At 61.2% G+C, this 21,699-nt stretch carries 23 protein-coding genes; 6 read left to right on the plus strand and 17 right to left on the minus strand.

Annotated elements, in window-relative coordinates:
* Positions 1-34: 34 nt before the first annotated feature.
* On the minus strand, positions 35-499 hold the full coding sequence (locus tag FO013_RS05915; protein WP_143921649.1) for an Hsp20/alpha crystallin family protein: 465 nt from the start codon (positions 497-499) through the stop codon (positions 35-37).
* An 88-nt stretch (positions 500-587) separates the two neighbouring features.
* Between FO013_RS05915 and FO013_RS05920 the strand changes: the two genes are divergently transcribed.
* Complete coding sequence (locus tag FO013_RS05920) at positions 588-1,523, plus strand: AEC family transporter (RefSeq protein ID WP_143921650.1); 936 nt, start codon at positions 588-590, stop codon at positions 1,521-1,523.
* A gap of 134 nt (positions 1,524-1,657) precedes the next feature.
* Here FO013_RS05920 and FO013_RS05925 read toward each other — a convergent pair whose 3' ends face one another.
* The gene (locus tag FO013_RS05925) at positions 1,658-2,173 is read right to left on the minus strand and encodes a ferritin (protein ID WP_143921895.1); all 516 of its coding nucleotides are present in this window, start codon (positions 2,171-2,173) and stop codon (positions 1,658-1,660) included.
* Between the two features lie 198 nt (positions 2,174-2,371).
* Between FO013_RS05925 and FO013_RS05930 the strand changes: the two genes are divergently transcribed.
* Positions 2,372-2,653 (plus strand): 4a-hydroxytetrahydrobiopterin dehydratase, encoded by a 282-nt coding sequence (locus FO013_RS05930; RefSeq protein WP_143921651.1) that lies wholly within the window; start codon positions 2,372-2,374, stop codon positions 2,651-2,653.
* On the opposite strand, the gene FO013_RS05935 is transcribed toward FO013_RS05930, so the two are convergent.
* The 4 genes from FO013_RS05935 to FO013_RS05950 all read right to left on the minus strand — a co-directional run bounded on the left by FO013_RS05935 (position 2,629) and on the right by FO013_RS05950 (position 6,872).
* Positions 2,629-4,077, minus strand: a complete 1,449-nt coding sequence (locus FO013_RS05935) for an amidase (protein WP_143921652.1) — start codon at positions 4,075-4,077, stop codon at positions 2,629-2,631. The two genes, FO013_RS05930 and FO013_RS05935, sit on opposite strands and share 25 nt — an antisense overlap.
* 4 nt (positions 4,078-4,081) lie before the next feature.
* Entirely contained in the window at positions 4,082-5,314 is a 1,233-nt protein-coding gene (locus FO013_RS05940; RefSeq protein ID WP_143921653.1) for an amidohydrolase, read from the minus strand.
* 66 nt (positions 5,315-5,380) lie between these two features.
* Positions 5,381-6,115: a hypothetical protein gene (locus FO013_RS05945; protein WP_143921654.1), complete on the minus strand. Its 735-nt coding sequence runs from the start codon at positions 6,113-6,115 to the stop codon at positions 5,381-5,383.
* 10 nt (positions 6,116-6,125) lie between these two features.
* The gene (locus FO013_RS05950) at positions 6,126-6,872 is read right to left on the minus strand and encodes a DUF5058 family protein (protein ID WP_143921655.1); all 747 of its coding nucleotides are present in this window, start codon (positions 6,870-6,872) and stop codon (positions 6,126-6,128) included.
* 223 nt (positions 6,873-7,095) lie between these two features.
* Here FO013_RS05950 and FO013_RS05955 point away from each other — a divergent pair, with 223 nt between their 5' ends.
* A complete protein-coding gene (locus tag FO013_RS05955; protein WP_143921656.1) occupies positions 7,096-7,662 on the plus strand; it encodes a maleylpyruvate isomerase N-terminal domain-containing protein in 567 nt (188 codons plus the stop codon).
* A 23-nt stretch (positions 7,663-7,685) separates the two neighbouring features.
* Here FO013_RS05955 and FO013_RS05960 read toward each other — a convergent pair whose 3' ends face one another.
* From FO013_RS05960 to FO013_RS05995, 8 genes are all read right to left on the minus strand, one after another.
* Positions 7,686-8,177, minus strand: a complete 492-nt coding sequence (locus FO013_RS05960; protein ID WP_143921657.1) for a hotdog fold domain-containing protein — start codon at positions 8,175-8,177, stop codon at positions 7,686-7,688.
* An 862-nt stretch (positions 8,178-9,039) separates the two neighbouring features.
* Positions 9,040-9,486: a transglycosylase family protein gene (locus FO013_RS05965; protein WP_313900569.1), complete on the minus strand. Its 447-nt coding sequence runs from the start codon at positions 9,484-9,486 to the stop codon at positions 9,040-9,042.
* A gap of 245 nt (positions 9,487-9,731) precedes the next feature.
* Positions 9,732-12,113 carry an ATP-binding cassette domain-containing protein gene (locus tag FO013_RS05970; RefSeq protein WP_143921659.1) on the minus strand — a complete coding sequence of 794 codons (2,382 nt, stop codon included), beginning with the start codon at positions 12,111-12,113 and terminating at the stop codon, positions 9,732-9,734.
* Between the two features lie 5 nt (positions 12,114-12,118).
* On the minus strand, positions 12,119-12,538 hold the full coding sequence (locus FO013_RS05975; protein WP_143921660.1) for a VOC family protein: 420 nt from the start codon (positions 12,536-12,538) through the stop codon (positions 12,119-12,121).
* Between the two features lies 1 nt (position 12,539).
* Complete coding sequence (locus FO013_RS05980; RefSeq protein ID WP_143921661.1) at positions 12,540-12,983, minus strand: helix-turn-helix transcriptional regulator; 444 nt, start codon at positions 12,981-12,983, stop codon at positions 12,540-12,542.
* Complete coding sequence (locus FO013_RS05985) at positions 12,983-14,524, minus strand: APC family permease (RefSeq protein WP_143921662.1); 1,542 nt, start codon at positions 14,522-14,524, stop codon at positions 12,983-12,985. The genes FO013_RS05980 and FO013_RS05985 overlap by 1 nt, the downstream gene beginning before the upstream one ends.
* A gap of 24 nt (positions 14,525-14,548) precedes the next feature.
* Positions 14,549-15,901: a flavin monoamine oxidase family protein gene (locus FO013_RS05990; protein ID WP_143921663.1), complete on the minus strand. Its 1,353-nt coding sequence runs from the start codon at positions 15,899-15,901 to the stop codon at positions 14,549-14,551.
* Between the two features lie 102 nt (positions 15,902-16,003).
* On the minus strand, positions 16,004-16,975 hold the full coding sequence (locus FO013_RS05995) for an SDR family oxidoreductase (protein ID WP_143921664.1): 972 nt from the start codon (positions 16,973-16,975) through the stop codon (positions 16,004-16,006).
* 64 nt (positions 16,976-17,039) lie between these two features.
* On the opposite strand from FO013_RS05995, the gene FO013_RS06000 reads away from it, so the two are divergent.
* The gene (locus FO013_RS06000) at positions 17,040-17,996 is read left to right on the plus strand and encodes a helix-turn-helix transcriptional regulator (protein ID WP_260848014.1); all 957 of its coding nucleotides are present in this window, start codon (positions 17,040-17,042) and stop codon (positions 17,994-17,996) included.
* A 16-nt stretch (positions 17,997-18,012) separates the two neighbouring features.
* Here FO013_RS06000 and FO013_RS06005 read toward each other — a convergent pair whose 3' ends face one another.
* Both FO013_RS06005 and FO013_RS06010 read right to left on the minus strand, forming a co-directional pair.
* Positions 18,013-18,693 carry a septal ring lytic transglycosylase RlpA family protein gene (locus FO013_RS06005; protein WP_260848015.1) on the minus strand — a complete coding sequence of 227 codons (681 nt, stop codon included), beginning with the start codon at positions 18,691-18,693 and terminating at the stop codon, positions 18,013-18,015.
* A 317-nt stretch (positions 18,694-19,010) separates the two neighbouring features.
* Positions 19,011-19,334 (minus strand): hypothetical protein, encoded by a 324-nt coding sequence (locus FO013_RS06010; RefSeq protein ID WP_260848016.1) that lies wholly within the window; start codon positions 19,332-19,334, stop codon positions 19,011-19,013.
* Between the two features lie 55 nt (positions 19,335-19,389).
* On the opposite strand from FO013_RS06010, the gene FO013_RS06015 reads away from it, so the two are divergent.
* Positions 19,390-20,133 (plus strand): glycerophosphodiester phosphodiesterase family protein, encoded by a 744-nt coding sequence (locus FO013_RS06015; RefSeq protein ID WP_143921668.1) that lies wholly within the window; start codon positions 19,390-19,392, stop codon positions 20,131-20,133.
* A gap of 77 nt (positions 20,134-20,210) precedes the next feature.
* Complete coding sequence (locus tag FO013_RS06020) at positions 20,211-20,552, plus strand: RNA polymerase-binding protein RbpA (protein ID WP_143921669.1); 342 nt, start codon at positions 20,211-20,213, stop codon at positions 20,550-20,552.
* 101 nt (positions 20,553-20,653) lie between these two features.
* On the opposite strand, the gene FO013_RS06025 is transcribed toward FO013_RS06020, so the two are convergent.
* Positions 20,654-21,436, minus strand: a complete 783-nt coding sequence (locus FO013_RS06025) for a polyprenol monophosphomannose synthase (RefSeq protein WP_143921896.1) — start codon at positions 21,434-21,436, stop codon at positions 20,654-20,656.
* Positions 21,437-21,699 lie beyond the last annotated feature (263 nt).

The raw sequence follows: 21,699 nt of genomic DNA on the forward strand, positions 1-21,699 counted from the left end.
GGTGCGACCCGCTTTCAACGGTTGTGTCTGTCGATCAGGCGCCGGCCGGATTCTCATCCTGTGCTGGGGAGGTTTCGACGACCTCGGTGACTCTGGTGGGGTTGGAGTGTGAGACGTTGATCTTACGTGGTCGGGCTTCCTCTGCCACGGGGATCGTCAGCGAGAGCACGCCGTCCTGGTAGTCAGCCTGGATTCGGTCGAGTGCGACCCTGTTGCCGAGGGTGAGCTGACGGGCATAGGTGCCGGTCGTACGTTCCCGGGTCAGCCATTTCACATCCTTGTCCGCGACCTCGGACTGTCGCTGAGCGCGAACCGTCAGCGTACGATCCTCGACGTCGACATCGATGCTCGACGGGTCCACGCCCGGCATGTCGATACGTGCGACGAAGACCTCTCCGTCACGGTAGAGATCCATGGGAAGCGAAGTGGAGTTCGGGGTGCGAGTCACTTCCGAGAAGAATCGATCGAGGTCACGGATGGGGTCAAAACGTGTAGCCATGAGCTTCCTTTCGTTTCGTTAGGTCGTTACATTGAGTCAAACACACTCAACTTTGAAATGATTCCCATCTCATGAAACTCTCAGTCATGTGAGTCTCGTTCCGGTTCTTCTCGCCCTTGTTCCCGTCGCAGTCTTGATCATCGGCGGCAGCGGACTCAAACGACTCCCAGGTTTCACGAATTCCGAATTCTGGTCGGGAGCGGAGAAACTCTCCTACTATGTTCTGCTGCCCGTGCTGCTGTTCTCCTCTGTCGCCGAGGTCAGCGTCGCACATGTTCCGCTCGGGCGGCTGGCAGCAGGCCTCATCGCCCCGACAGTGCTCGTGTCAATCCTCATCATTGTGCTGCGCCGGTTCGTGGCTCGTGACCTGCCGTCCTTCACCTCGGTGCTGCAGGGTGGGATTCGATTCAACACGTATATAGGACTGTCGATATCGGCAAGTCTGTTCGGGGCCGAAGGCAGCGCCCTGGCTGCCATCGTCGCGGCCATTCTCGTGCCCACGGTGAATATCGTATCCAGTCTCGGATTCGAGTTTCTGCGTACCGGCCCCAGCTCCATTGTCGGAATCCTCCGCGTCGTCGTGACGAATCCGCTGGTCATCGGGTGTGTGGCCGGCGGACTGTTCAATCTCACCGGCGTACAAGTTCCGGATGTCGTCGACTCGGCCCTGTCCCCGCTGGCGGCTTCGGCTCTGCCGATCGGACTCCTGTGCGTCGGCGCGGGTCTGCAGCGGTTCCCGTTGCGGGCGCAGGTGGCCGCCATGGCTAATTCCACCGTGACCAAGCTCATCATCTTACCTGCGCTGACCTTGCTCGTCTTGGTTCTGCTCGACGTTCCCACCACGCCTGCCCTGGTCGCCATGATCTTCCAGTCGATCGCGACGGCAAGTTCCGGTTATGTCATGGCCCGTCAGTTGGGTGGAAATTCGGAGCTGATGGCCGCCCTCATCGCGATGCAGACCGTTCTCATGCTTCTGACTCTTCCCTGTGTCCTGCTCGTCTCCCAAGCTGTGCTCGAAACCTGAGGACACCGACTTCGTACCTGCAGAGCTGAGAGCGACGAGAACTGAGTGCGGCCGAACCTCACAATGAGGTCCGGCCGCTCTCAGTCGGTCCGACTGTGACCAGCGGTCACTCGTCCATGATCAGCATCGGTCGATCACTCGTTGTCAGCCTTGATTTCAGGGTGACGTGATCCGAGCTCGGAATCGATCCGGAGCAGTCCGGAACCGCTGTCGGCCACGCGATCCAGGCGACCGATGATCTCCGAGATGGTCGATTCCTCTTCGACCTGCTCGTCGATGAACCAGTGCAGAAGAGGCAGGACGTCGAGGTCGCCCTCCGACTGCGCGGTACGGTACAGATTGCGGATCGACTCGGAGACCTTCTCCTCATGTGCCAAGGCTGCCTTGAAGTAGTCGATGGGCTGTGAGCCCGAGACCTTCGGTGCAGCGATGTCACCGATCTGGGGAGCGAAGTCGCGATCTTGGCAGTGCTGGATGAACTTCGCGGCGTGAACCTGCTCCTCTTCGGCCTGCGCACGCATCCAGCGTGTCATGCCGGGAAGATCGAGATCGTCGAGTTGGATGGACAGCTGCAGGTAGACCATCGACGCTTCGAGCTCGAGAGTGACCTGCTCGCCGAGGACCTTCTGCATAGCGGGGCTCAACTGCATATGTTTCTCCTTCGCGATACGAGACGGATTCGTTCCGTCCTCATGTTCCATAGCCTGACACCTTTTCTAGAATGGTTCCAGTGTGGGAAGGCTCGGCAAACAATGATGAGGCATGGCATACCTGACCCAGCAGATTCGGCGAGTTTGTCGATGCCGTGACTATGGACTTGCAACTCTGGCCGGTGCCAAGCTGGTTCCATGCAGAACCGAATTGACGAACTCACGCAATGGCAATCAGCCGACGACGCACTCCATGCACGATTCCTGACAGGATCCTTCATCAGCGGAGTCACGTTCATCAACGCGATCGCCGACGTGGCGGAAGCCGCAGGCCACCACCCGGATGTGGACCTGCGGTTCCCGCACGTGGACATCTCCCTGACCACCCATGATGCCGGGTCGATCACCGACAAGGACATCGATCTGGCTGCTGAGATCTCCCAGATCGCACAGGCTCAGGGCATCGGCGCCGAGAGCTGAGGATGGCGGCGATAGATCTGCGTCGCTGCTTCGAAGGCATGCGCCATGCGCAGCAGATCCACGTCAGCACCCGGCTTCGCGACGAGCTGGACGCCTACCGGCAGCCCTGAGGCCGAAAAGCCGGCAGGCACGGAGATCGCCGGGCACCCGGTGGCCGAGATGAGACACAGGGCCCGCATCCAATCGAGATAGTTCTCGAGCCCGACCCCGTTGATCTCCGTGGGATATTCGATCGTCGCGTCGAACGGAAGTACTTGGCAGGTGGTGAGCACCAGGAGATCGTGCTCTCCGAAGAACCGCTCGATCTCTCCATGCAGACGCGCACGAGCACGGTCGGCGGAGACCACGTCGGCACCGGTGAGCTTGAGTCCCATCTCAATGTTCCAGACCACGGAGTCCTTGATCTGATCCGGATGCTTCTCGAGCAGAGGACCCCAGGAATGGACGAAGTCCAGCGCACGACGAACGTTGAAGACCTCATCGGCATCGCCGAGGTTGGGGATCGTGTCGACGACGACTGCCCCGAGTGAGGAGAGCACGTCAGCCGTGCCTGCCACGATCTCGTGCACCTCGCTCTCAACGGGAAGCAGCCCATTCAGGTCCGGGCTGAATCCGATCTTCACACCGCTGAGGTCGGGTTCGATGTCGGCTCCGAGGCCGAATTCGGGCAGATCGAAGACGCTGCCCGGCTCGCCGACCGAACGAGGTCCGCCAGGCTCTGGTCCGGACGCCGCACTCATCGCAAGCGCCACATCGGAGACCGTGCGCGCCATGAAACCGCTCTGTGCCAGCCATGCGAACGGGTTGCCGGGAAGTGTGTGCGGGATTCGCCCATTCGAGGGGCGGAAGCCCACGACATTGTTGAACGAGGCAGGGGAGCGCAGCGAACCTCCCATGTCCGAGCCATCTCCAGAGGCCTGGATGCCCGCGGCTAAGACTGCGCCGACTCCTCCGGATGAACCCGACGCGGATTTGGACGTGTCATAGGGGTTGACCGTGGTGCCGAAGACCGGGTTGAAGGTGTGGGAACCCGCTGCGAATTCCGGAACATTGGTCTTGCCCGTCGTGTTGACACCGGCAGCCTTGAGACGAGAGATGATCAGCGAGTCCGAGTCCGGAATGCGATCAGCCATGATGGGCGAGCCCCAGGTGGTGCGCAGCCCCGCGGTATCGTGTGTGTCCTTGTGCGTCATCGGCACTCCGTGCAGCGGTCCGATCGGCTCGCCTTTTGCCACCGCCTCGTCAGCCGCGCCGGCACGTGCCAGCGCAGCTTCGTCATCACGGGTGACAACCGCATTGATGGCCGGGTTGAGCGCATCGATACGGGCCAGATGATCGTCGAGAGCCTCCCGGGCGGAGATCTCCTTCGTCGCGATCTTGGCTGCCAGCTCACGGGTGGACAACCAGCGCAGTTCCTCGCTCACCGGCTCACTTCCCAACTGTGCTGAGAACGGCACTCAGACCCGCACGAATACCGGTCTTCAGAGTGGTTTCGACATCATCGGGGGCGAAGAACGGGGAGTGATTTCCTGCTGGTGGTTCGTCACCATCGAACTTGGCGGGGGAGTACCCTCCGAAGAACCAGTACACGTATGGCACGTCGATGTCGTCACCGAAGGCTCCGAAGTCCTCGCTGCCTGTCACGGCCCGGTCCAGGTGCACCTGTTCCTCGCCGAGTTCGGCTCCGACGACGTCGAGGAACTGGTCCGTGGCCGCGGGGTCGTTGTAGCAGCGCGGGAAGCGGTACATCTCTTCGATGATCGGCTCGGGAGCTCCGGAGGCCTGAGCTTCTGCGCGGATGACCCGTTCGACGCGGTTGAGGACGACCTCACGCACCTCCTCGTTGAAGGTGCGGATGTTGAGTTTGAATTCGGCGGAGTCGGGAATGATGTTCTCCTTCAGACCGCCGTGGAAGGTGCCCACTGTGACTACAGCCATGTCCCGACCTGAGATCTCTCGCGACACGATGGACTGCAGCCGAGTGATCATGTAGGCGCCGAGGACGATCGGGTCGATTGAGCTCTCGGGCTGTGAGCCATGAGCCTGCTTGCCCCTGACTGTGACTTTGAGACAGTCGGACATCGCCATGGCGGTCTCCTTCGCCACGTAGATGTGTCCGGCCTTGCCGGGCCACACGTGCTGTCCGTAGATGACCTCCGGTCTGACGATCGAGTTCCAGAGACCATCGTCGAGCATTGCCCGCGCACCCTCGCCGGTCTCCTCGCCCGGCTGGAAGATCATGACCACACTTCCTGACCACAGGTCCTTGTGCTCGACGAGGTAGCGGGCCACATACAGTCCAACGGTGATATGCGTGTCGTGGCCGCAGCCGTGCATGACCTTTGTTGTCGACCCGTCGGGAAGTGTTCCCTCCGCGGTCGATGCGTAGTCGTATCCGGTGTCTTCGGCGATCGGCAGTCCGTCGGTGTCGGCCCGATAGGCCACGACAGGTCCTTCGCCGTTCTCGATGACGCTGACGATGCCGGTGCCGCCGAAGGTGTGCGTCTCAAGTCCCAGTGCTTCGAGCGTGGAACGAATGGTGGCGGCTGTCTGAGTCTCCTGCATGGACAGCTCAGGCGTCCGATGGAAGTCCTTGTAGTCAGCGACTGTCTGAGCGAGGTTGGCCGAAATGGCGTCCCTGAGGGAGGTATTGAGCGACATGATGTCCTTTCACTGTGGGTGTCTTCGATGATCTCAGGTATTCGGGGCTGAGCGCCGAGGTGATCGTCAGTTGATCCCGACGTTGTCGCCGTCGCTCGGCCCCGTCTTGTCGGTCATGGCCTTGTTGCGTGTGAACCAGGTGATGGCGATCGTCACGATGACGACGATGGCAACATCGCCTGAGGCCAGTACCGGGACGAGCGGAATGAGGACGAGGATGACGAGAGCAGCCGCGCCCAATGCGATGAGTGTGGATTTGACCTGTCTGAGAGAGGCGATGAGCTGGACCGTGACTCCGCCGAGGATCGCAGGGAGGATGTAGAGCTTGGCCACGAGTGTCGCCGGCTCGGGGATGATCGAGACCAGCCACGTGCCGAGGATTCCGACGAAGAGCACCATGGACGCCACGTGGATCAACGCTGCGCCGCAGATGGCCATGGTCGCGGCATATTCGCCCTTGCGTGTGCCCGGTTTCACTCCGATGGTGTCCTGGGCGACGATCGCCGACGGCAGCAGCTTGTTTGAGATGTTGCCGATCAGAAATGCCTGGTACATGCCGGCCGGTCCCAGGATCGGGAAGTAGGTCAGCGGTTCGACGATGTAGAAGACACCGTAGACGGCGAATACGGCCAGAAACCCCTTGAGGATCTCACCGAGGTTGACGTTCGCATCCGCAACGAACAGGAGGTAGAACGGCACCGAGGTGGCGATGAGGAAGCCGATGAACAGCGTGAGAGAGCCCCACTTCGTCGTCGTCCGCTCGAAGGCCGCGTGTGAGGGTGACGTGATGATGTTCGACATGATGTTCTCCTCAGGCTTCGGGTGCGCCGAGACCGGCATAGTGGGCGAAATAGGACGCAATCAGGCCCACAAGCAGGGAGATTCCAAGTCCCCATTCCTTGAGCCACGGCTGTTTCAAGGTCTTGGCGAGGAAGAGGCAGATCGACATCACCACGGCTGAGACGAGGATCGCGACGACGTGCGTCGGGGACTTCGGGAGCTCCCGAAACGTCAGGGCCGCAAAGGCCGCGAGCAGCGCCGCACCGGGAATGATGGACATCAGCGCGGGGTTGACCTTCTCGAGCTTGTGGGAGCTGCGTTTGAACACCGGAGTCAGGAGCAGGGTGGAGATCATCCAGCCGGCGCCCGAGAGGCTCATGGCCATGAGTGCGACGATGAAGACGCCGCGAGTGAATGTCTCATCACCGAGGCTTGAACCCATCGTGCCTGCCGCAATCGATGCGGACGCGACCTCCGTGGCTGCGGAGCCGATGAGACCAACGCGGACGATGACCGGGGGAGTACCGAAGAGGGGGAGGAGTGCAATGGCGACGAGGACCACAGACAACGAGGGCCCGATCGCCGCAACACCACCGGCACGGAAAGCCGACTTGACCTCCTGTTGGCTCATTCCCGCCGATTCTGCGTTCTTCTTCACCGCATTCATATAGATGAGTGACTGGACGACGACGACACCCATGACTGCCATTGCCAGAATCCAGAGAACAGGGGCGTTCGCGAGACCGAGATAGTCGGCCGATCCACTTGCCATAACCATAGCGGGGCTCCTCACTTCCTTGTCGGAGTTGCTCACAGTGACCGAACCACGTCGTTGTGGTCCGCATCACTAGTGTCAGTAATGTATACCGAGACGGACCCGGATAGATCATCTTTGATGAGACTTCCCGATTGGCGAGAACTGACTTCTCAATGCCGACCATCAATGAATTCAATGTGTACCGTCAGGACCATACCAATCCGCGATCAGGAAGACTCGAACAATGGACGATCCTCTCATCGACAACTACCTCGACCAGGCGGAGGTTTGCTGGGTCACAGCGCTGAGGAGAGTCTCGAAGGCGAACCTTCACTCGCCGAGCGGGTGTCGTGAGTGGACCAATGAACAGTTGATCAACCATCTCATCGGGGGTGGGCTGCGCTATCAGAAGCTGCTCGCTCAGGCCCCGCCTGCGGAGGTGGAGGCCACTCGGGGACAGGACCACCTCGGCGAGAATCTGGTTGCGTCGTTCTGGACGCATGAACGGGCGTTCCGAAGGATCGCGGGGGAGAGCGACCTCGATAGAGAGGTGCACCATCGCATCGGACTGATCTCCGGCCACCAGCTCGTGAATATGCGCATACTCGAGCTGGCGCTCCATGCAGCCGATCTGTCAATCGGAACCGGTGATGTGTGGCCGATCGATGACGATCTTGCCGAGTACATCTCCACACATCTCGGCGAACTCATTGCTGATTTGGGTTCTGCAGGGGGATACGCTGCGCCCAGGCCGGAGCCGGACGCCGGAGCCTCACACGCGCAGCGAGTTCTGAACATCTCAGGTCGCTGACCGGCGCACCCTTCGACTCGTGACTACCGCGCCTTCTTCCTGGAGACGTACATGGTGATCTCTGCAGAGAAGAACACATTCCCGTCAGCGTCCAGGACGTCGACCGGCACGACCAGATCCATCGGCTCCTCGCCGAACTCTGGGATCGGGTCGAGCCGTGCGATCGAAGTGACGCCCGTGGTGGCTCTGTCCTTGTATTCGACGGCCATTCCGGCGGGAATCCAGCGATGCGTGGACGGTACCGTCGCGTCGGTCATGATGCCACCGGCGATCTCCGCCATGTTGCATGATGCGATCGCGTGGTATGTGCCGAGGTGATTGCGCACTCCGCGACGATTGGGGGCGCTCACACGGCATAGTCCGGGCGCCAGCTCGCGGATGAGTGGATGAACGGTGCGGAAATAGGGGACCTTGAAGCACACTGCTCGAGTGAAGAGCCAGTTGCCGAATGGCAGCTTCTCCAACGTCTTCCAGATCGTGAAGATCTTTCCGGGAGATGCGGTGTCGACGGTCATGGAATCGTCCTTTCGGTCGTGCGCCCTGGCGGATTCTGTGACATCGGGGCCACCTCGGATCGCTCCCTAGCCATGAGCTCGGTTACTCCACAGTAACGGATTGGGGGAGTCTCCGCTCATCGACGACTCCGACCGGCGCTGATGCCAGGTTCGTCTTTGAGTGTCTGAATGACGAGCCGGTCAGGATGACCAGCCCAGTTCGCTCAGAGTCGAGACAACCAGGACGACCGCCGTAGTGGACTCGGGGGAAAAACAGGGTGTGAATTGGTGCCGTTGCGCGCTGGAGAGTACGCGCAGGGGAGTAATGGCGACGCGTTCGCCGTCATCGCAGAGGATCTCAGCGGGCTCTGTGCCATCGGCCACGTCACACAATACGCACGTCGATGTCATGGTCGCATCCTATTTACCCGCAGCGACACCTCCTCGAATTTGCCTACCACGACAATTCTCAGTCGACCGGCGCGACTTCACGTCTTCGCGTCTGTCGCTTGCCTCGCATCGGAAGATTCGGAGGCTCACCGCTCCGTCTCCGAAGAAGGGGTCACCAGTGGAAGGCGCGGTCACCAGTGGTTGACGAAAAGCACACACGGCAGAACCCAATGCACATGACAGAACCCAAGAGGAGTGGTCCCGAGTACGTTTACTTAACATAATGTATATTATCGGCGTTACCCACACGTCCAAGCCGAGTCGTCACACGGCGTGCGCACACGAATACCTGAGCCCATATCCGACAATCACTCATGGAGCACCAACAGCGACGGCCACGGATGGCTTAAATGCCATCCGTGGCCGTCGTTGTGCTGATTGTGCGTCAGTGCTGATCGTGCGTCAGCGAACTGCGCCTGTATCAGCGGGTGACTCAGCTGCCGCCGAGTCCGACCTTTCCGTCATCCTTGGACCCACCATCGTCCTCAGATCCGCCGCCGTCATCTGCAGCGCCGTTGGCCTTCGTCAAGCCGGCCTCTTCACCGCAGACCGGCCATGCACCCGGACCCTGCTCCTTGAGAGTCTTCTGAGCAACGTCGATCTGCTCAGCCTTGCTGGCCTTATGAGGCATGCCCTCACCGCCGAACGCGTTCCAGGTCTGCTCCGAGAACTGCAGACCACCGTAATAGCCATTACCGCTGTTGATGTGCCAGTCGCCGCCGGACTCGCACTCGGCGACCTTGTCCCAGACGCCGCCCGAAGACTGAGCCCCCGTGGAGGCCTGGGCTGGACCGCTCATTCCCGTCAGTCCGGCGGCGGCAACCGCGCCGGCTCCTGCAACGAGGGCGACCTTGCGGAGGCTTGTGCTGTAGAGGTTCACTGTGTCATCTCCGTAATACGACTGCATTTCGGTTTTGTAACCCGGTCGTTACCGAGTCGTTATACACCGTAACGGATATGACGCAAGGATTGAACTGGAATCCACTCCTCCGCCCTCAGAATCGACGCACAGAAGCCACAACGCGAACTGAACGCGCAGCGCCTATGGTCGACTCCCCTGACTGGGTTCGGACTCCCCTGACTGCGTTCGACTCACCTGTTGTCAGGCTCATACACCTGAGACACTCATACACCTGAGACATAGGCCGCAAGGTGCTGCGCGGTCAATGTTGCGTTCGGCCGTGAAACAGAGGCGACGAGCTGTTCCGGAGTGCCTTCGAATACAACCCGACCACCATCGTGACCAGCACCGGGACCCAGATCGATGACCCAATCGGAGTGGGCCATGACGGCCTGATGGTGTTCGATGACGATGACCGTCTTCCCTGCATCCGCGAGACGATCCAGCATGTCCAGCAGGTTCTCCACATCGGCAAGGTGCAGGCCCGTCGTCGGTTCGTCGAGGATGATGACAGGTGCAGAGTCCGCAGCTTTGGCCGCTAGATGCGCAGCCAGTTTGAGGCGCTGCCGCTCGCCACCTGAAAGGGTCGTCAGCGGCTGTCCCAGACTGACATACCCGAGGCCCACCTCGTCGAGGTGCCCGATGATCTTGCTGACAGCAGGTATTCGTGCCTCCCCTGCGACAAAGTAATCGATCGCCGCAGTCACCGGCAGATCGAGCACCTCACGAATGTTCTTGCCGGCCAGGGTGTAGTCGAGGACTTCTGCCTGGAATCCCTTGCCCTCACACACATCACAGGGAGCCGACATTCCCGCCATCATTCCGAGGTCTGAGTAGATGATTCCGGCACCGTTGCAGACCGGACAGGCCCCTTCCGAGTTGGCACTGAACAGTGCAGGCTTGACGCCGTTGACCTTGGCGAAGGCCTTGCGGATCGGCTCGAGCATGCCAGTGTAGGTGGCCGGGTTGCTGCGACGCGAGCCCTTGATCGCCGCCTGATCGATCATGATCACGCCGTCCCGGCGACGCAGGGATCCTGCAATGAGGGTGCTCTTGCCGGAACCGGCCACCCCCGTGATGGCGGTGATCACGCCCATCGGCACATCGACATCGACGTCGCGCAGGTTATGGGTCGTCGCTCCCCTGATCTCGAGATGCCCGGTGGGTTCGCGAGTTGTCTTCTTCACCTGGGAGCGGTCGTTCAGGTGCCTGCCGGTGAGCGTGTCGCTGGCTGTGAGCTGATCGAGGCTTCCGATGAAGCAGATCTCTCCTCCGGCCGTTCCTGCCCCTGGCCCGAGATCGACGATGTGATCGGCGATTCTGATGGTCTCGGGCTTGTGTTCGACGACGAGGACGGTGTTGCCCTTGTCGCGCAATGCGATGAGCAGCCCGTTCATCGCGGCGATGTCGTGAGGGTGCAGCCCGATCGTTGGTTCGTCGAAGATATAGGTGACATCCGTCAGCGAGGATCCGAGGTGACGCACAAGCTTGATCCGCTGAGCCTCTCCCCCGGACAGTGAACCAGCCGAACGATCAAGGGAGAGGTACCCGAGTCCGATGTCGACGAAGGCCTGCACATCTGCCGTCAGCGACCTCACAAGAGGACCCACTCCCCCATCATCGATCCGAGCCAGCCAGTCGAGGAGGTCAGAGATCTGCAGAGCACACACTTCGGCGATGGAGAGTCCTGCCAGCGAAGATCCCCGAGCCGCAGCGTTCAGCCTTGTGCCGGCGCACTCGGGACACTGCGTGTACACGACTGCCCGGTCGACGAACTCCCGCACATGCTTCTGCATAGCGTCGCGGTCCTTGGACAGAAACGAACGCCTGATCCGCGGAATGAGACCGTCGAAGGTCATGTTGGTGCCGTTGACGACGATCTTCTCGCCCTCGGCATAGAGAAGATAGTGCCGTTCGTCCTCTGAAAAGTCGGCGATCGCCTTGTCTGGGTCGAAATAGCCCGACTCGGAGTAGAACCGCACAGACCACCCACCGGGTTTGTATCCCGGTATCGTGATCGCCCCCTCGTTGAGAGATTTCGACTCGTCGACCACCTCGGCGATGTCGATGTCTGTGGCTGTGCCCATTCCCTCGCAGTGCGGGCACATGCCGCCGTTGACGGTGAATGTCCGTCGCTCGACCTGTTTGTCGGTGCCTTTGTCGATGGTCACGGCGCCCTTGCCGCTGATCGAGGCCACGTTGAACGAGTAGGCATTAGTCGACCCGAGATTCGGTTGAGCCAACCTGGAGAACAGTGTTCTCAGCTTCGCATTGATGTCGCTGACCGTGCCCACGGTCGAGCGCGGATTGGCTCCGATGCGTTCCTGATCGACGATGATGGCGGTGGTCAGGCCGTCCAGCACATCCACTTCGGGTCGAGCCATCGCGGGCATGAACCCCTGGACGAAGGCACTGTAGGTCTCATTGATCAGGCGTTGGGATTCGGCGGCGATCGTCGAGAAGACCAGAGACGACTTGCCCGACCCGGAGACACCGGTGAATACGGTGAGTCGTCGTTTGGGAATGTCGACGGAGATGTCCTTGAGATTGTTCTCACGGGCACCCTGGACTCGAATCAGCTCATGGTTGTCGGCTTGATGCTGCATGCCGGTCAGCCGCGCTGCTGGACGCGGATCATGTTGCCGGCCGGGTCACGCAGTGCGAAATCCCGCAGACCGTATGGCTGGTCCATCGGCTCCTGCACGATGTCTGCTCCCCTGGCCTCCACCTCGGCGAAGGCTTCATCGACGTTCGTGCTGGCCAACACGATGGCCGCATAGCTGCCCTTGGCCATGAGGGACTCAATGACCTCGCGCTCGGCATCGCTGATGGTCGGGTCTGTGATCGCGGGGGTGAGCACGATCGAGGTGTCAGGCTGGCCTTCGGGGCCCACTGTCAGCCACCGCATCTGTCCGGATCCGACATCGAGGCGGACCTCGAAACCCAAAACGTCGCGGTAGAAGATCAATGATGCCTCGGCATCGGTGTGGGGCAGGAAACTGGCGTTGATCGAGATATTCATGATCGACATCCTAGCTCGGGTCGCCGGGCGGCACTTCTCGATTCCTGACGGGTCGAAGAACATTCTTGACGATGAACGTGGGCAAGTCGTGATCACCTTGGGCGAGGCCGGCACGATATCGAGACGGTGAGAGCCCTACGAGTTCGCTGAACCGAGTGCTGAAGGTGCCCAACGACGAGAATCCGACGGCAAAGCAGATATCCGTGATAGACAGGTCACCGCGCCGGATCAGCGCCATGGACCGTTCGATCCGACGCGTCATGAGATACGAATAGGGCGATTCACCATACGCGGCTCTGAACTGGCGGCTGAGGTGACCGGCTGACATGTGCACCCCGGATGCGAGCTCCTCAACATTGAGGGGACGGTCGAACTCTCTGTCGATCCGGTCACGCACGCGTCGCAGCAGGACCAGCTGATGCACAGGCACGCGGTCATTGCTGAACGCGTTCACTACTCGTGGACTCCCTGGCTCAGGGTCTCACCACGGAAATAGCCGGGATGCCTGCGGGATTGGATGATCATGATGACTACGCCCAAGAGCAGGACTCCGATGCCCAGCACGAAGACCAGTCCGATGCCGAAGACCGATGACCCTGAGCCGTAGCCGGGGTCGAGGGAGTCGATCGCGGTGGTCACGAAGATCACCAGCAGAGTCACTCCCCCGACCAGTGGGAAGAGGAACCTGAAGAAGAAGTTCTTGGCCCCGGCAAACAACGACCGGCGGAAGTACCAGATGCAGGCCAGACCGGTCACACCGTAGTAGAAGCAGACCATGAGGCCCAGTGCAGTGATCGTGTCCCACAAAGCGTTTTCCGACAGCAGCCGCATGACGACGTAGAAGATGATCGCGGCGCCCGCCGAGGTGACAGTGGCCACCGATGGTGACTTGTACCTGGGTGAGATGTTGCCGTACTTCTGCGGCAGAGCACCGTAATGGCCCATGGCCAGGATCGTGCGTGAGGGTGAGACCATCGTCGACTGCAGCGAGGCCAAGGAGCTGGAGAGGACGGCGATCGAGATGAGGACCGCGAAGGGTCCCATCACTGGTCCGGCGACGGCCGCGAAGATGGATTCCTGATTCTCCGGATTCCCTGCGCCCAATCCGTCTGTGCCGACTCCGGCGAAGGAGATGACGGCGACGGTGCAGGCGAGGTAGATGATGACGATGGCCACAATCGTGAGCATTGCTGCGCGGCCGGGAGTCTTCTGTGGGTCCTTCGCCTCTTCGTTCATGGTGATGACGGTGTCCCAGCCCCAGAAGAGGAAGATCGACAGGGACACTGCCGCCGCGACGGTCGAGAAGTCGCCGGCCTCGGCGGGGTTGAACCAGCCGAGTTCGACCGGTGTCGCGTCGAAGGCGGTGCCGTTGGACACGTGGACGAACGCCGCAATGACGAACCAGCCGAGGGCAAGGACCTGAAAAGCCACCAGCCAGACCTGGATCTTCTGGGTTGCTTCGACGCCCCGGTAGGAGATCCATGCGGCACCCGCAGTCAGGAGGATGGTGACGGGAATGTTGATCCACAGCACCCGGGTGAGATCGGCGATCCCGGGGTCGGAGAAGATCTGAGCCAGCAGCAGGAATAGGAAATCCACGGCTACTGCAGCCAAGTTCGAGAGCACGAGGACTGTGGCCGAGATCAGCCCCCACCCTCCCATCCAGCCCAGCCAAGGTCCGAAGGCACGTGTCGCCCAGGTGAAGGTGGTGCCGGAATCGGGCATGGCGGTGTTGAGCTCGCGGTAGCCGAAGACGACGAGCAGCATCGGAACGAAGCCGATCAGCAGAATCGCCGGAGTGTGGACTCCGACCTGAGAAATCGTTGGCCCAAGACCCGAGGTCAGTGTGTAGGCAGGGGCAATGCAGGAGATGCCGATGATGGCACCGCCGATGGCGCCGACCTTGCCTGCGGACAGCCCCTTGGAGCTCAGGCCCGAGTCGGAGCCGACGGGCGGGCTACCGGGCGGGCTGGGATTTGGAGGTGCCGAGGTCATCAGCTCAACCTTTCAGGGATGATGTCAGGTGCTCAGGATCTTTTCGGCAGTGGCCTGCCCGATTCTGACCGCACCGTCGACGTGCTGGTATCCGTGTGCGGCGATGTCCGAACTCGCGAAATGGATAGGGCCGACTGGATCGTTCTGGAACCGTCCCCACCGGTGCAGTCCCCCGAGATCGTAGCTCGTGGCATAGGCGCCTCGAGTCCACTCCTCGGCTCCGAAGTCAGACAGGTAGAACACCTCGGGCTCCAGAGCCTGCGGGCCCAGGAAGGCAGCCAGTGATTCGAGGATGCGCTGCTTGCGGGTGTCCTCGTCGAGGGCGAACATCGCATCGGCATTGATGTCGGAGATGAATCCGACGAGCGTTCCCTGCTCTTCACCGTGATTGGTGTTGTCATAGACCTCCTGCACCAGCTGCCCGGCACCGAATCCGGTTCCGCACAGGCCGTCTTCACGCCAGAACGGTGTCTGATAAGTGGCGTGGACCTTGATCACCAGCCCCATCGACTGGTGCTGGTGAAAGACCTGCTGGAGCCGGGGCAGATGCGGGGTGTAGCTGATGCGCGAGTACAGGTTCGGCGGGACGGCCACAATGGCACGAGCGGCCGAGACGTTCATCGCATCGGTGCCGACTCTCACGGACTCGTCGGTCCATTCGACCGTCCGAACGGGGCTGTCCAGGTGGACGACACCCTCGCCGAGTTCGGCCGCCATCTGCTCGGAGACCGACTGCATTCCTCCCACGACACGGCGGTCGAGAATGAAGTGGTCATCAACGAGATGAGTGAACGACCCCGCCGAGGCGGCCATGAGGATCGCCTGCAGTGCGGAGAATGCTGTGGCGGGCTTGGTCAGCATTCCCCCGGCGATGAACATGCCGATGTTCGCGCACGCGGTCTCATCGTCGGATTGGTTCCGGAGCCAATGGTGGAAGGACACCGAATCGAGTTCGGCCGCGTCTTCGGCTTCCCACGGGGCGGCGGGCCCGATGCGGGCGGCGAGCTCGTCCAACTTCGCGATCAGACGTTCCATCTCCGCTTGGGTGGACTCCCCCACCGGGAACATATCACCGCTGTAGACGGTACGTGTGCCATCGGGTGCGATGTAGACGCTGTCGCCCTCCCGGTAGCGCTGGTAGGTATCCTTGCCCAGCTCAGCGACGAGTTGAAGCAGCGCCGTCTGGTCCGGTGAGATCCACTGACCACCGATTTCGTACATCTGCCCGTCGATGTGATCGGTCCAAGTTCGACCGCCCACCCTGTCTCTTGCTTCGAGGACGACAACGTCTTTGCCTGCAGCCTGCAGCGTCCTGGCCGCGTTCAGGCCGGTCGGACCGGCTCCGACGATGACCACATCGCATGTTCGATCCGACAATCCGCACTCCTTCGACAGTTCCGCTTATGTGCTCACAGTAACCAGGGAACATCACCCTGCCAAGGCGGGTTCAGGATCGACTGCTGCGGTGCGAAATCGGTTTCAGCGGTAGTCACGTGCGTCCGCGCCCGAGTCGGCCTCCTTAGCTGCCATGAACGCCCAAGAATCCGGCCGGGAACCATCGATATCGTCGATGTCATAGAGATCGCCCAATTCGCAGCTGTTGAGGGTTCTCGTATTGAAGCGGTGTCGGTCGGGATCGGATGCGAGTGCCACGAGCGTTCGTCCCAGAAATTGCGGAGTCTCCGAGATCGCGAAATCTGCAGGCGGCAGCTCACGAGTCGGGTCGAGGGAATCCTCGAGCCAGCTCTGCTCGGTCGTGTCGAAGAGATCGAGCATCATCTCCGATCTCAACCAGCCGGGGGTGATCGCTGCGGCCGTGCACCCAGATTCCTCCAGTTCGTGACCGAGCCCGAATGCCAGTCGGCTGACTCCGGTCTTCGTCAGATCGAGATAGATGCTCTCCCGGTAGTGCGAAGCATTGAACTCATACGTTCCATCGGTGATCTCGATGTGCAGACCTCCGGGTCTGCGAGTGAGCAGTGGCAGGGCGGCGTGCGCTGTGTTCAGATGCGTGATCAGTCCTGCATTCACCAGCCTCATCCCGGATTCGAAGTCGGTGTTCCAGAATTTTTCGCCCCAGGAGACATAGGCCTCTCCCCCGATGTCGTTGAGCAGAATGTCGAGTCGTCCGTGCTGCCCATCGATCCTCCGGATCACCTCGTCGATCAGTGGCGGTTGCAGATGATCGCAGACGATCGCCTCGGCGCGGCCGCCCTCTGCACGTATCAGTTCGGCAGTGCCCTCGATGGTCTCGCTCCGGCCGTAGTCGGAGGGCCGCATCGAGGTTGACCGACCAGTGCAGTACACGAAGGCACCGGCTCGGGCGAGTTCCCGGGCAATTGCGCGTCCGGCACCGCGTGTGGCGCCGGCGACCAGAGCGACTCGGTCGGTGAGTGACCGCTGGTTGGGAGGAGCGAACTGGGATGCTGTCGATTCGTGGTGAGAAGTCATGGTGACACATTCTCGTGCAATCGCTGACACGCTATGTCAGTGACCATGATTATTCTTGGTGGGTATGAAGGCAGCACGGCTGGTGTCGGAGATCGTCATCCTCAGCGCGCGGACGGTGCCCATCACTGCTGCGGGTCTGGCGGCTCGCCTCGAGGTCACACAGCGCACTGTCTATCGTGATCTCGGTGACCTGTCTCGTATGGGGGTCCCCGTCGTGACGGAGTCCGGGCCGGGCGGTGGTATCAGTCTGCTCGGGTCCTGGACCTCTCCCCTGTCGGGGATGACTCGTGATGAGCTGGATTCCGTGCTCATCGGTGGTTTCGCTGCGGCTGATCTCGGGTACTCCGGGGAGCTGGCGACCGCACGGGAGAAGATCCTCGCCGAGACGGATTCAGTCTTCTCATCGGATGTGCTCATCGACGGGCCAGATTGGTTCAGGACACACGAGCGCCCGGATGAGCTTTCGGTCATTGCGGCGGCGCTGCGTTCGCACCGGGGTCTGCGATTCGACTACGCAAGCGGCAGTGATTGCCTGATTCGCACCGTCATACCATTGGGACTCGTCGTCAAGGCAGGGCGATGGTATCTGGCCGCGCAGCCACCTGGTGGCAGGCCACGGACCTACCGAGTCTCGCGCATCACTGAGATCAGACTGCACTTCGTCTCCGCCTCACGCCCGCCGGGCTTCCACCTCGGCGACTACTGGGCGAGGTCTCAGATCGAATTCGACCGTGCGATCCGATCTGCGACGGTGAAGCTGCGGGTACCCAGCGACAGCCTCGGCGATCTGCGACGTGCGGTTCCCGGTCGAATCACGGATGAGGCGATCGAGTCCGCCTCGACGGCAGATGGAGCGTCGCCAGCAGAGGAACCAATTGTCGTCGACCTGCCGATGGAGCCATTGGATGTCGCTGTTTCGCAGCTGATCACCATTCGCGGGGTCGAGGTGATATCACCTCTGGAACTCCGTACGGCGCTGCGCGAGCAGGCACGTCACACAGCTGAATGCAACGGCCTCTGAGGAATCAGAACGACGTTTACTGAACCTCGTACTTGCCGTTGATCTGCCCGGCTCCGACTCCGCCGACTGCTTCCATGGCCGCTTTGGACAGGTCGATGCAGCGACTGCCGTGATAGGGGCCACGGTCGTTGATGCGCACCGTCACGGACTTTCCGTTGGCTGTGTTGGTGATCTTCACCTGCGAGCCGAACGGCAGTGACTTATGCGCTGCGGTCAGCTTGTTGGTATCGAAGGGCTCGCCGCTGGCTGTCGGCCGACCATCGAATCCGTCGCCTCCACCGTAGTACGACATTGGACAGGTACCGGACTGACCTGCGGAGTCGCCGGACTTGGACGGATCGTCGTTGGCATCGGGCGTCGGCTCCTTCGAGTCTGAGCCGCCCGTGGCGGCATCCTCGCTCGTCGAATCCTTGCTTGTCGAGTCCTTGGTTGCGGACTCGGTCGGGGTCGGGCTCGGTGTCTCGATCTTGGACTCGAGAGAGATCTTGCCCGGCTTCTCTTCGGCCTGCTTCTTCGCTTTGGCCAGGGACTCGTCGGGGGTTTGTGTCGCTTCGGCCGCTGCGACGACTGGGGCCTCAGCAACGACCTGCTGGCCGCCGCTCGTGCTGTCGGGGACCATCGCCAAGCTGGAGGCGATGACTGCTGCGGTCGCCACGGTGGGAACGATGAATGCGGAGAGGACCGGGCGAGAACGCACTGATGCCAGTACTCCCCCTGCGGTGTTTCCAGCGCTATCGGCTTGTTGCGGCGAATGCCTTCCGGACTTCCTCTTAGGTGCTTTCAGCGCAGAGAAGAGCGAGCCCGTCGTTGTCGAACGGGGCGAAGAGTGTTTTCCCACAGTGAGTCCTCGTAGTCATTGGCCGGTGTTTCGGCAACCGGGAGACTCAATGATCGAGTGCACCTCAACACTGGCTCCAAGTTATCGGATCGTTACCTGAAGACAGTGTAATTAAGAAACTGTTACAAAAGCAATGCGGCACGCTCCACGAGCGTGCCGCATTGATAGGTATCAGGTCACTTCGACTTGCGCGTCACCAGTCTGCGCATGCCATCGGCGCCGGTAGTCACTGTTTCCTGTGCTTTGTCGAATGCGCGTTCGACCTTCCCGCTGCGCACGGCGTCGTCGATCGCCTGGGAGACATTGCCCAGCGCCTTCTTCACGTTCGCCTCGGTCGTTTCGATGAGGCGGGAACCCGACGTCGCCTCGCGAGCATTCCTCACGCTGCTGGTGGCCGCACCGTAGGCTCTGGTGGCGGCCGAACGCGCCTTCTCGGTCGGTGTCCGCTTGGTGGAATCGATGACGTAATCAGGTTCGATCGGATCTTGTGTTCGGCTCATGTCTCCATAGTTGTCGACCCCGACTCCAAGGTCAACAGCAACATAGGATTGGACCATGAATTCTCAGGCAGAGATCATCGCCCACAGAGGCGGGCAGTGGCCCGGCATGAGTGAGAACACTCTTGAGGCATTCACCGCCGCCCATCGGGCAGGTGTGCGGTGGATGGAGACCGACGTCCACGCCTCGGCCGACGGCGTCCTGTTCGCAGCCCATGATGCCGACCTGGACCGCATTGCCGATCGCCCGCACCGCATCCGCGACCTCACCGCCACCGAACTCGACTCCGTCGAACTCCTGGCCGGAGGTCGTCTTCCCCGGCTGTCTTCTCTCCTCGAGTCGATTCCGGAGGCGGCGTGGAACATCGATGTCAAGGCTGCCGTCAGCATCGCCCCGATGGTTCGATTCGTCCGCAGACTCAACGCCGAAGGGAGGATCCGGCTTGCTTCGTTCTCGTCGTCGACCCTGCGCGTTCTGCGAGAGGCCCTGCCTGGGGTCCGATCCTCAGCAGGAGTCGTGGAGTCCGCGATGTTCGCAGCGGGAGGACTGCCCGGAGTGGCCGAGTCCGGCCCCTGTCCCCTGCCGGCCGGCCTCGACTCGCTGCAGGTGCCGATGTCATTCAAGGGCGTGCCCGTCATCACCGAGGATTTCGTGTCTCGGGCTCACCACTCGGGTCTGCAGGTCCATGTATGGACCATCAATGACCCTGCTTCGATGCGTGTCCTCCTCGACCTCGATGTCGATGGAATCGTCACCGACGACGTTGAGGCCGGGCTGCGCGAGCTCGCGGCTCGGACCTGAGTGCTGGGAATAGGCGCAGACGGTAGACTGTTCTTTCGTATGAGACGTCTGCAGTCGAGTCGGAAGGTGAGAGAGATATGAGCGAACGCAGTCTCCGCGGTACACAGTTGGGCTCACGCAGCCTGGAAACGGAAGAGGGCGTCGAACCAGCGCCTCGCCAGATGGTCGAATTCGAGTGCGAAGATGGAACCAGGTTCAAGGTTCCCTTCTCGATCGAAGCCGAAGTTCCCTCCACCTGGGATTCGGGCATCCACGGCGTCGGCACCCGTGTCGGCGTGAACGAGCCCGATGGCGAGCCGGGCAAGCACGTGCGCTCCCACTGGGACATGCTGCTCGAGCGCCGCTCCTTCGACGAACTTCAGGTTCTGCTCGATGAGCGACTTGCTGTGCGCCGCGGTGAGGTGCCTGCGCAGGCCTGAGGGCCTCTGCACTGAATCGCACGAGCACACCTGAGCAAGAAGGGGCGGGGTGCAGGTCATCGGACCTGCACCCCGCCCCTTCTTGACTGCCAGGAGCCGCCTCAGCGCCCCCAGGAAGTCGTCCTGCGAGCAGCGATTCGCTCGATGAAGTCTCGAGCCTGACGTCTGCGGCGCGTCAGCCCCCAACCGGCTACCTTGGTGAATGCCTCGGAGATGATCGATCCGCTCATCTTCGATTCGCCCAGTTCGCGTTCGACGAAGACGATGGGAACCTCGGCCACGCGGAATCCGGCCTCGATCGTGCGGTAGGTCATGTCGATCTGGAAGCAGTACCCCTGGGACTGCACTCCGGAGAGATCAAGACTCTGCAGCACCTCTCGCGAATATGCACGGAACCCTGCTGTCGCGTCCTTGACCCCGAGACCCATGACCGCATTGACGTAGATGTTGGCTCCGCGGGAGAGGAAGAAGCGGGAGCGAGGCCAGTCGACGATCGCCCCACCCCGAACCCACCTCGAGCCGATGACGAGGTCGGCATGTCCCGCCTGGGCCACAGCCAGAAGTTGCCCGAGGTCCAGAGGGCGGTGAGATCCGTCGGCGTCGAACTCGCAGATGATGTCGTAATCGCGCTCCAGCGCCCATTCGAATCCGGCGATGTAGGCCATCCCCAGACCGGACTTCTCACTGCGATGCAGGACGTGCAGCCGTGGATCGGCGCGTGCCTGGTCATCGACCCAGTCACCGGTGCCGTCGGGTGAGCCGTCATCGACGACGAGAACGTCGACGTCGGGCTGATTCTCGAACAGACCGGCCAGTGTCACGGGAAGAGCGAGTCGTTCGTTGTAGGTCGGAATGACGACCAGAGTCTTAGAAACCACGGCCACAACGATACGCCGAGCGTGGCGGAATATATGAGTCGACACTCTCGCCTTCGGACCACGTTGGGAAACGAGTTATCTAATGACGAGAGTGCCGACTCCATCCCAGCTGCTGTGGAATGTCAACAACGAATCTAGTGGCTGTCGTGATCTTTGCAAAATCTCTCTGACCTGGGGTTACGTTCAAATCTCCAGGTCAGACGCAAGGCAGAATGATAAAAATACTTGGCTTCTCGGCGTGTCGTCTTGAATCTGGCGATCAGGGTCGA

Source organism: Brevibacterium aurantiacum, assembly GCF_007558825.1.
Classification (GTDB): domain Bacteria; phylum Actinomycetota; class Actinomycetes; order Actinomycetales; family Brevibacteriaceae; genus Brevibacterium; species Brevibacterium aurantiacum_A.

What these genes read in the sequence shown, in the direction of transcription:
- FO013_RS05925 (WP_143921895.1), bottom strand. Translation starts at nt 2,173, where the DNA reads ATGCAGTTGAGCCCCGCTATGCAGAAGGTCCTCGGCGAGCAGGTCACT.
- FO013_RS06010 (WP_260848016.1), bottom strand. Translation starts at nt 19,334, where the DNA reads ATGAGCCGAACACAAGATCCGATCGAACCTGATTACGTCATCGATTCC.
- FO013_RS05930 (WP_143921651.1), top strand. Translation starts at nt 2,372, where the DNA reads ATGCAGAACCGAATTGACGAACTCACGCAATGGCAATCAGCCGACGAC.
- FO013_RS05985 (WP_143921662.1), bottom strand. Translation starts at nt 14,524, where the DNA reads ATGACCTCGGCACCTCCAAATCCCAGCCCGCCCGGTAGCCCGCCCGTC.
- FO013_RS05955 (WP_143921656.1), top strand. Translation starts at nt 7,096, where the DNA reads ATGGACGATCCTCTCATCGACAACTACCTCGACCAGGCGGAGGTTTGC.
- FO013_RS05950 (WP_143921655.1), bottom strand. Translation starts at nt 6,872, where the DNA reads ATGGTTATGGCAAGTGGATCGGCCGACTATCTCGGTCTCGCGAACGCC.
- FO013_RS05975 (WP_143921660.1), bottom strand. Translation starts at nt 12,538, where the DNA reads ATGTCGATCATGAATATCTCGATCAACGCCAGTTTCCTGCCCCACACC.
- FO013_RS06015 (WP_143921668.1), top strand. Translation starts at nt 19,390, where the DNA reads ATGAATTCTCAGGCAGAGATCATCGCCCACAGAGGCGGGCAGTGGCCC.
- FO013_RS05960 (WP_143921657.1), bottom strand. Translation starts at nt 8,177, where the DNA reads ATGACCGTCGACACCGCATCTCCCGGAAAGATCTTCACGATCTGGAAG.
- FO013_RS06000 (WP_260848014.1), top strand. Translation starts at nt 17,040, where the DNA reads ATGAAGGCAGCACGGCTGGTGTCGGAGATCGTCATCCTCAGCGCGCGG.
- FO013_RS05945 (WP_143921654.1), bottom strand. Translation starts at nt 6,115, where the DNA reads ATGTCGAACATCATCACGTCACCCTCACACGCGGCCTTCGAGCGGACG.
- FO013_RS05995 (WP_143921664.1), bottom strand. Translation starts at nt 16,975, where the DNA reads ATGACTTCTCACCACGAATCGACAGCATCCCAGTTCGCTCCTCCCAAC.
- FO013_RS05940 (WP_143921653.1), bottom strand. Translation starts at nt 5,314, where the DNA reads ATGTCGCTCAATACCTCCCTCAGGGACGCCATTTCGGCCAACCTCGCT.
- FO013_RS05915 (WP_143921649.1), bottom strand. Translation starts at nt 499, where the DNA reads ATGGCTACACGTTTTGACCCCATCCGTGACCTCGATCGATTCTTCTCG.
- FO013_RS06020 (WP_143921669.1), top strand. Translation starts at nt 20,211, where the DNA reads ATGAGCGAACGCAGTCTCCGCGGTACACAGTTGGGCTCACGCAGCCTG.
- FO013_RS05970 (WP_143921659.1), bottom strand. Translation starts at nt 12,113, where the DNA reads ATGCAGCATCAAGCCGACAACCATGAGCTGATTCGAGTCCAGGGTGCC.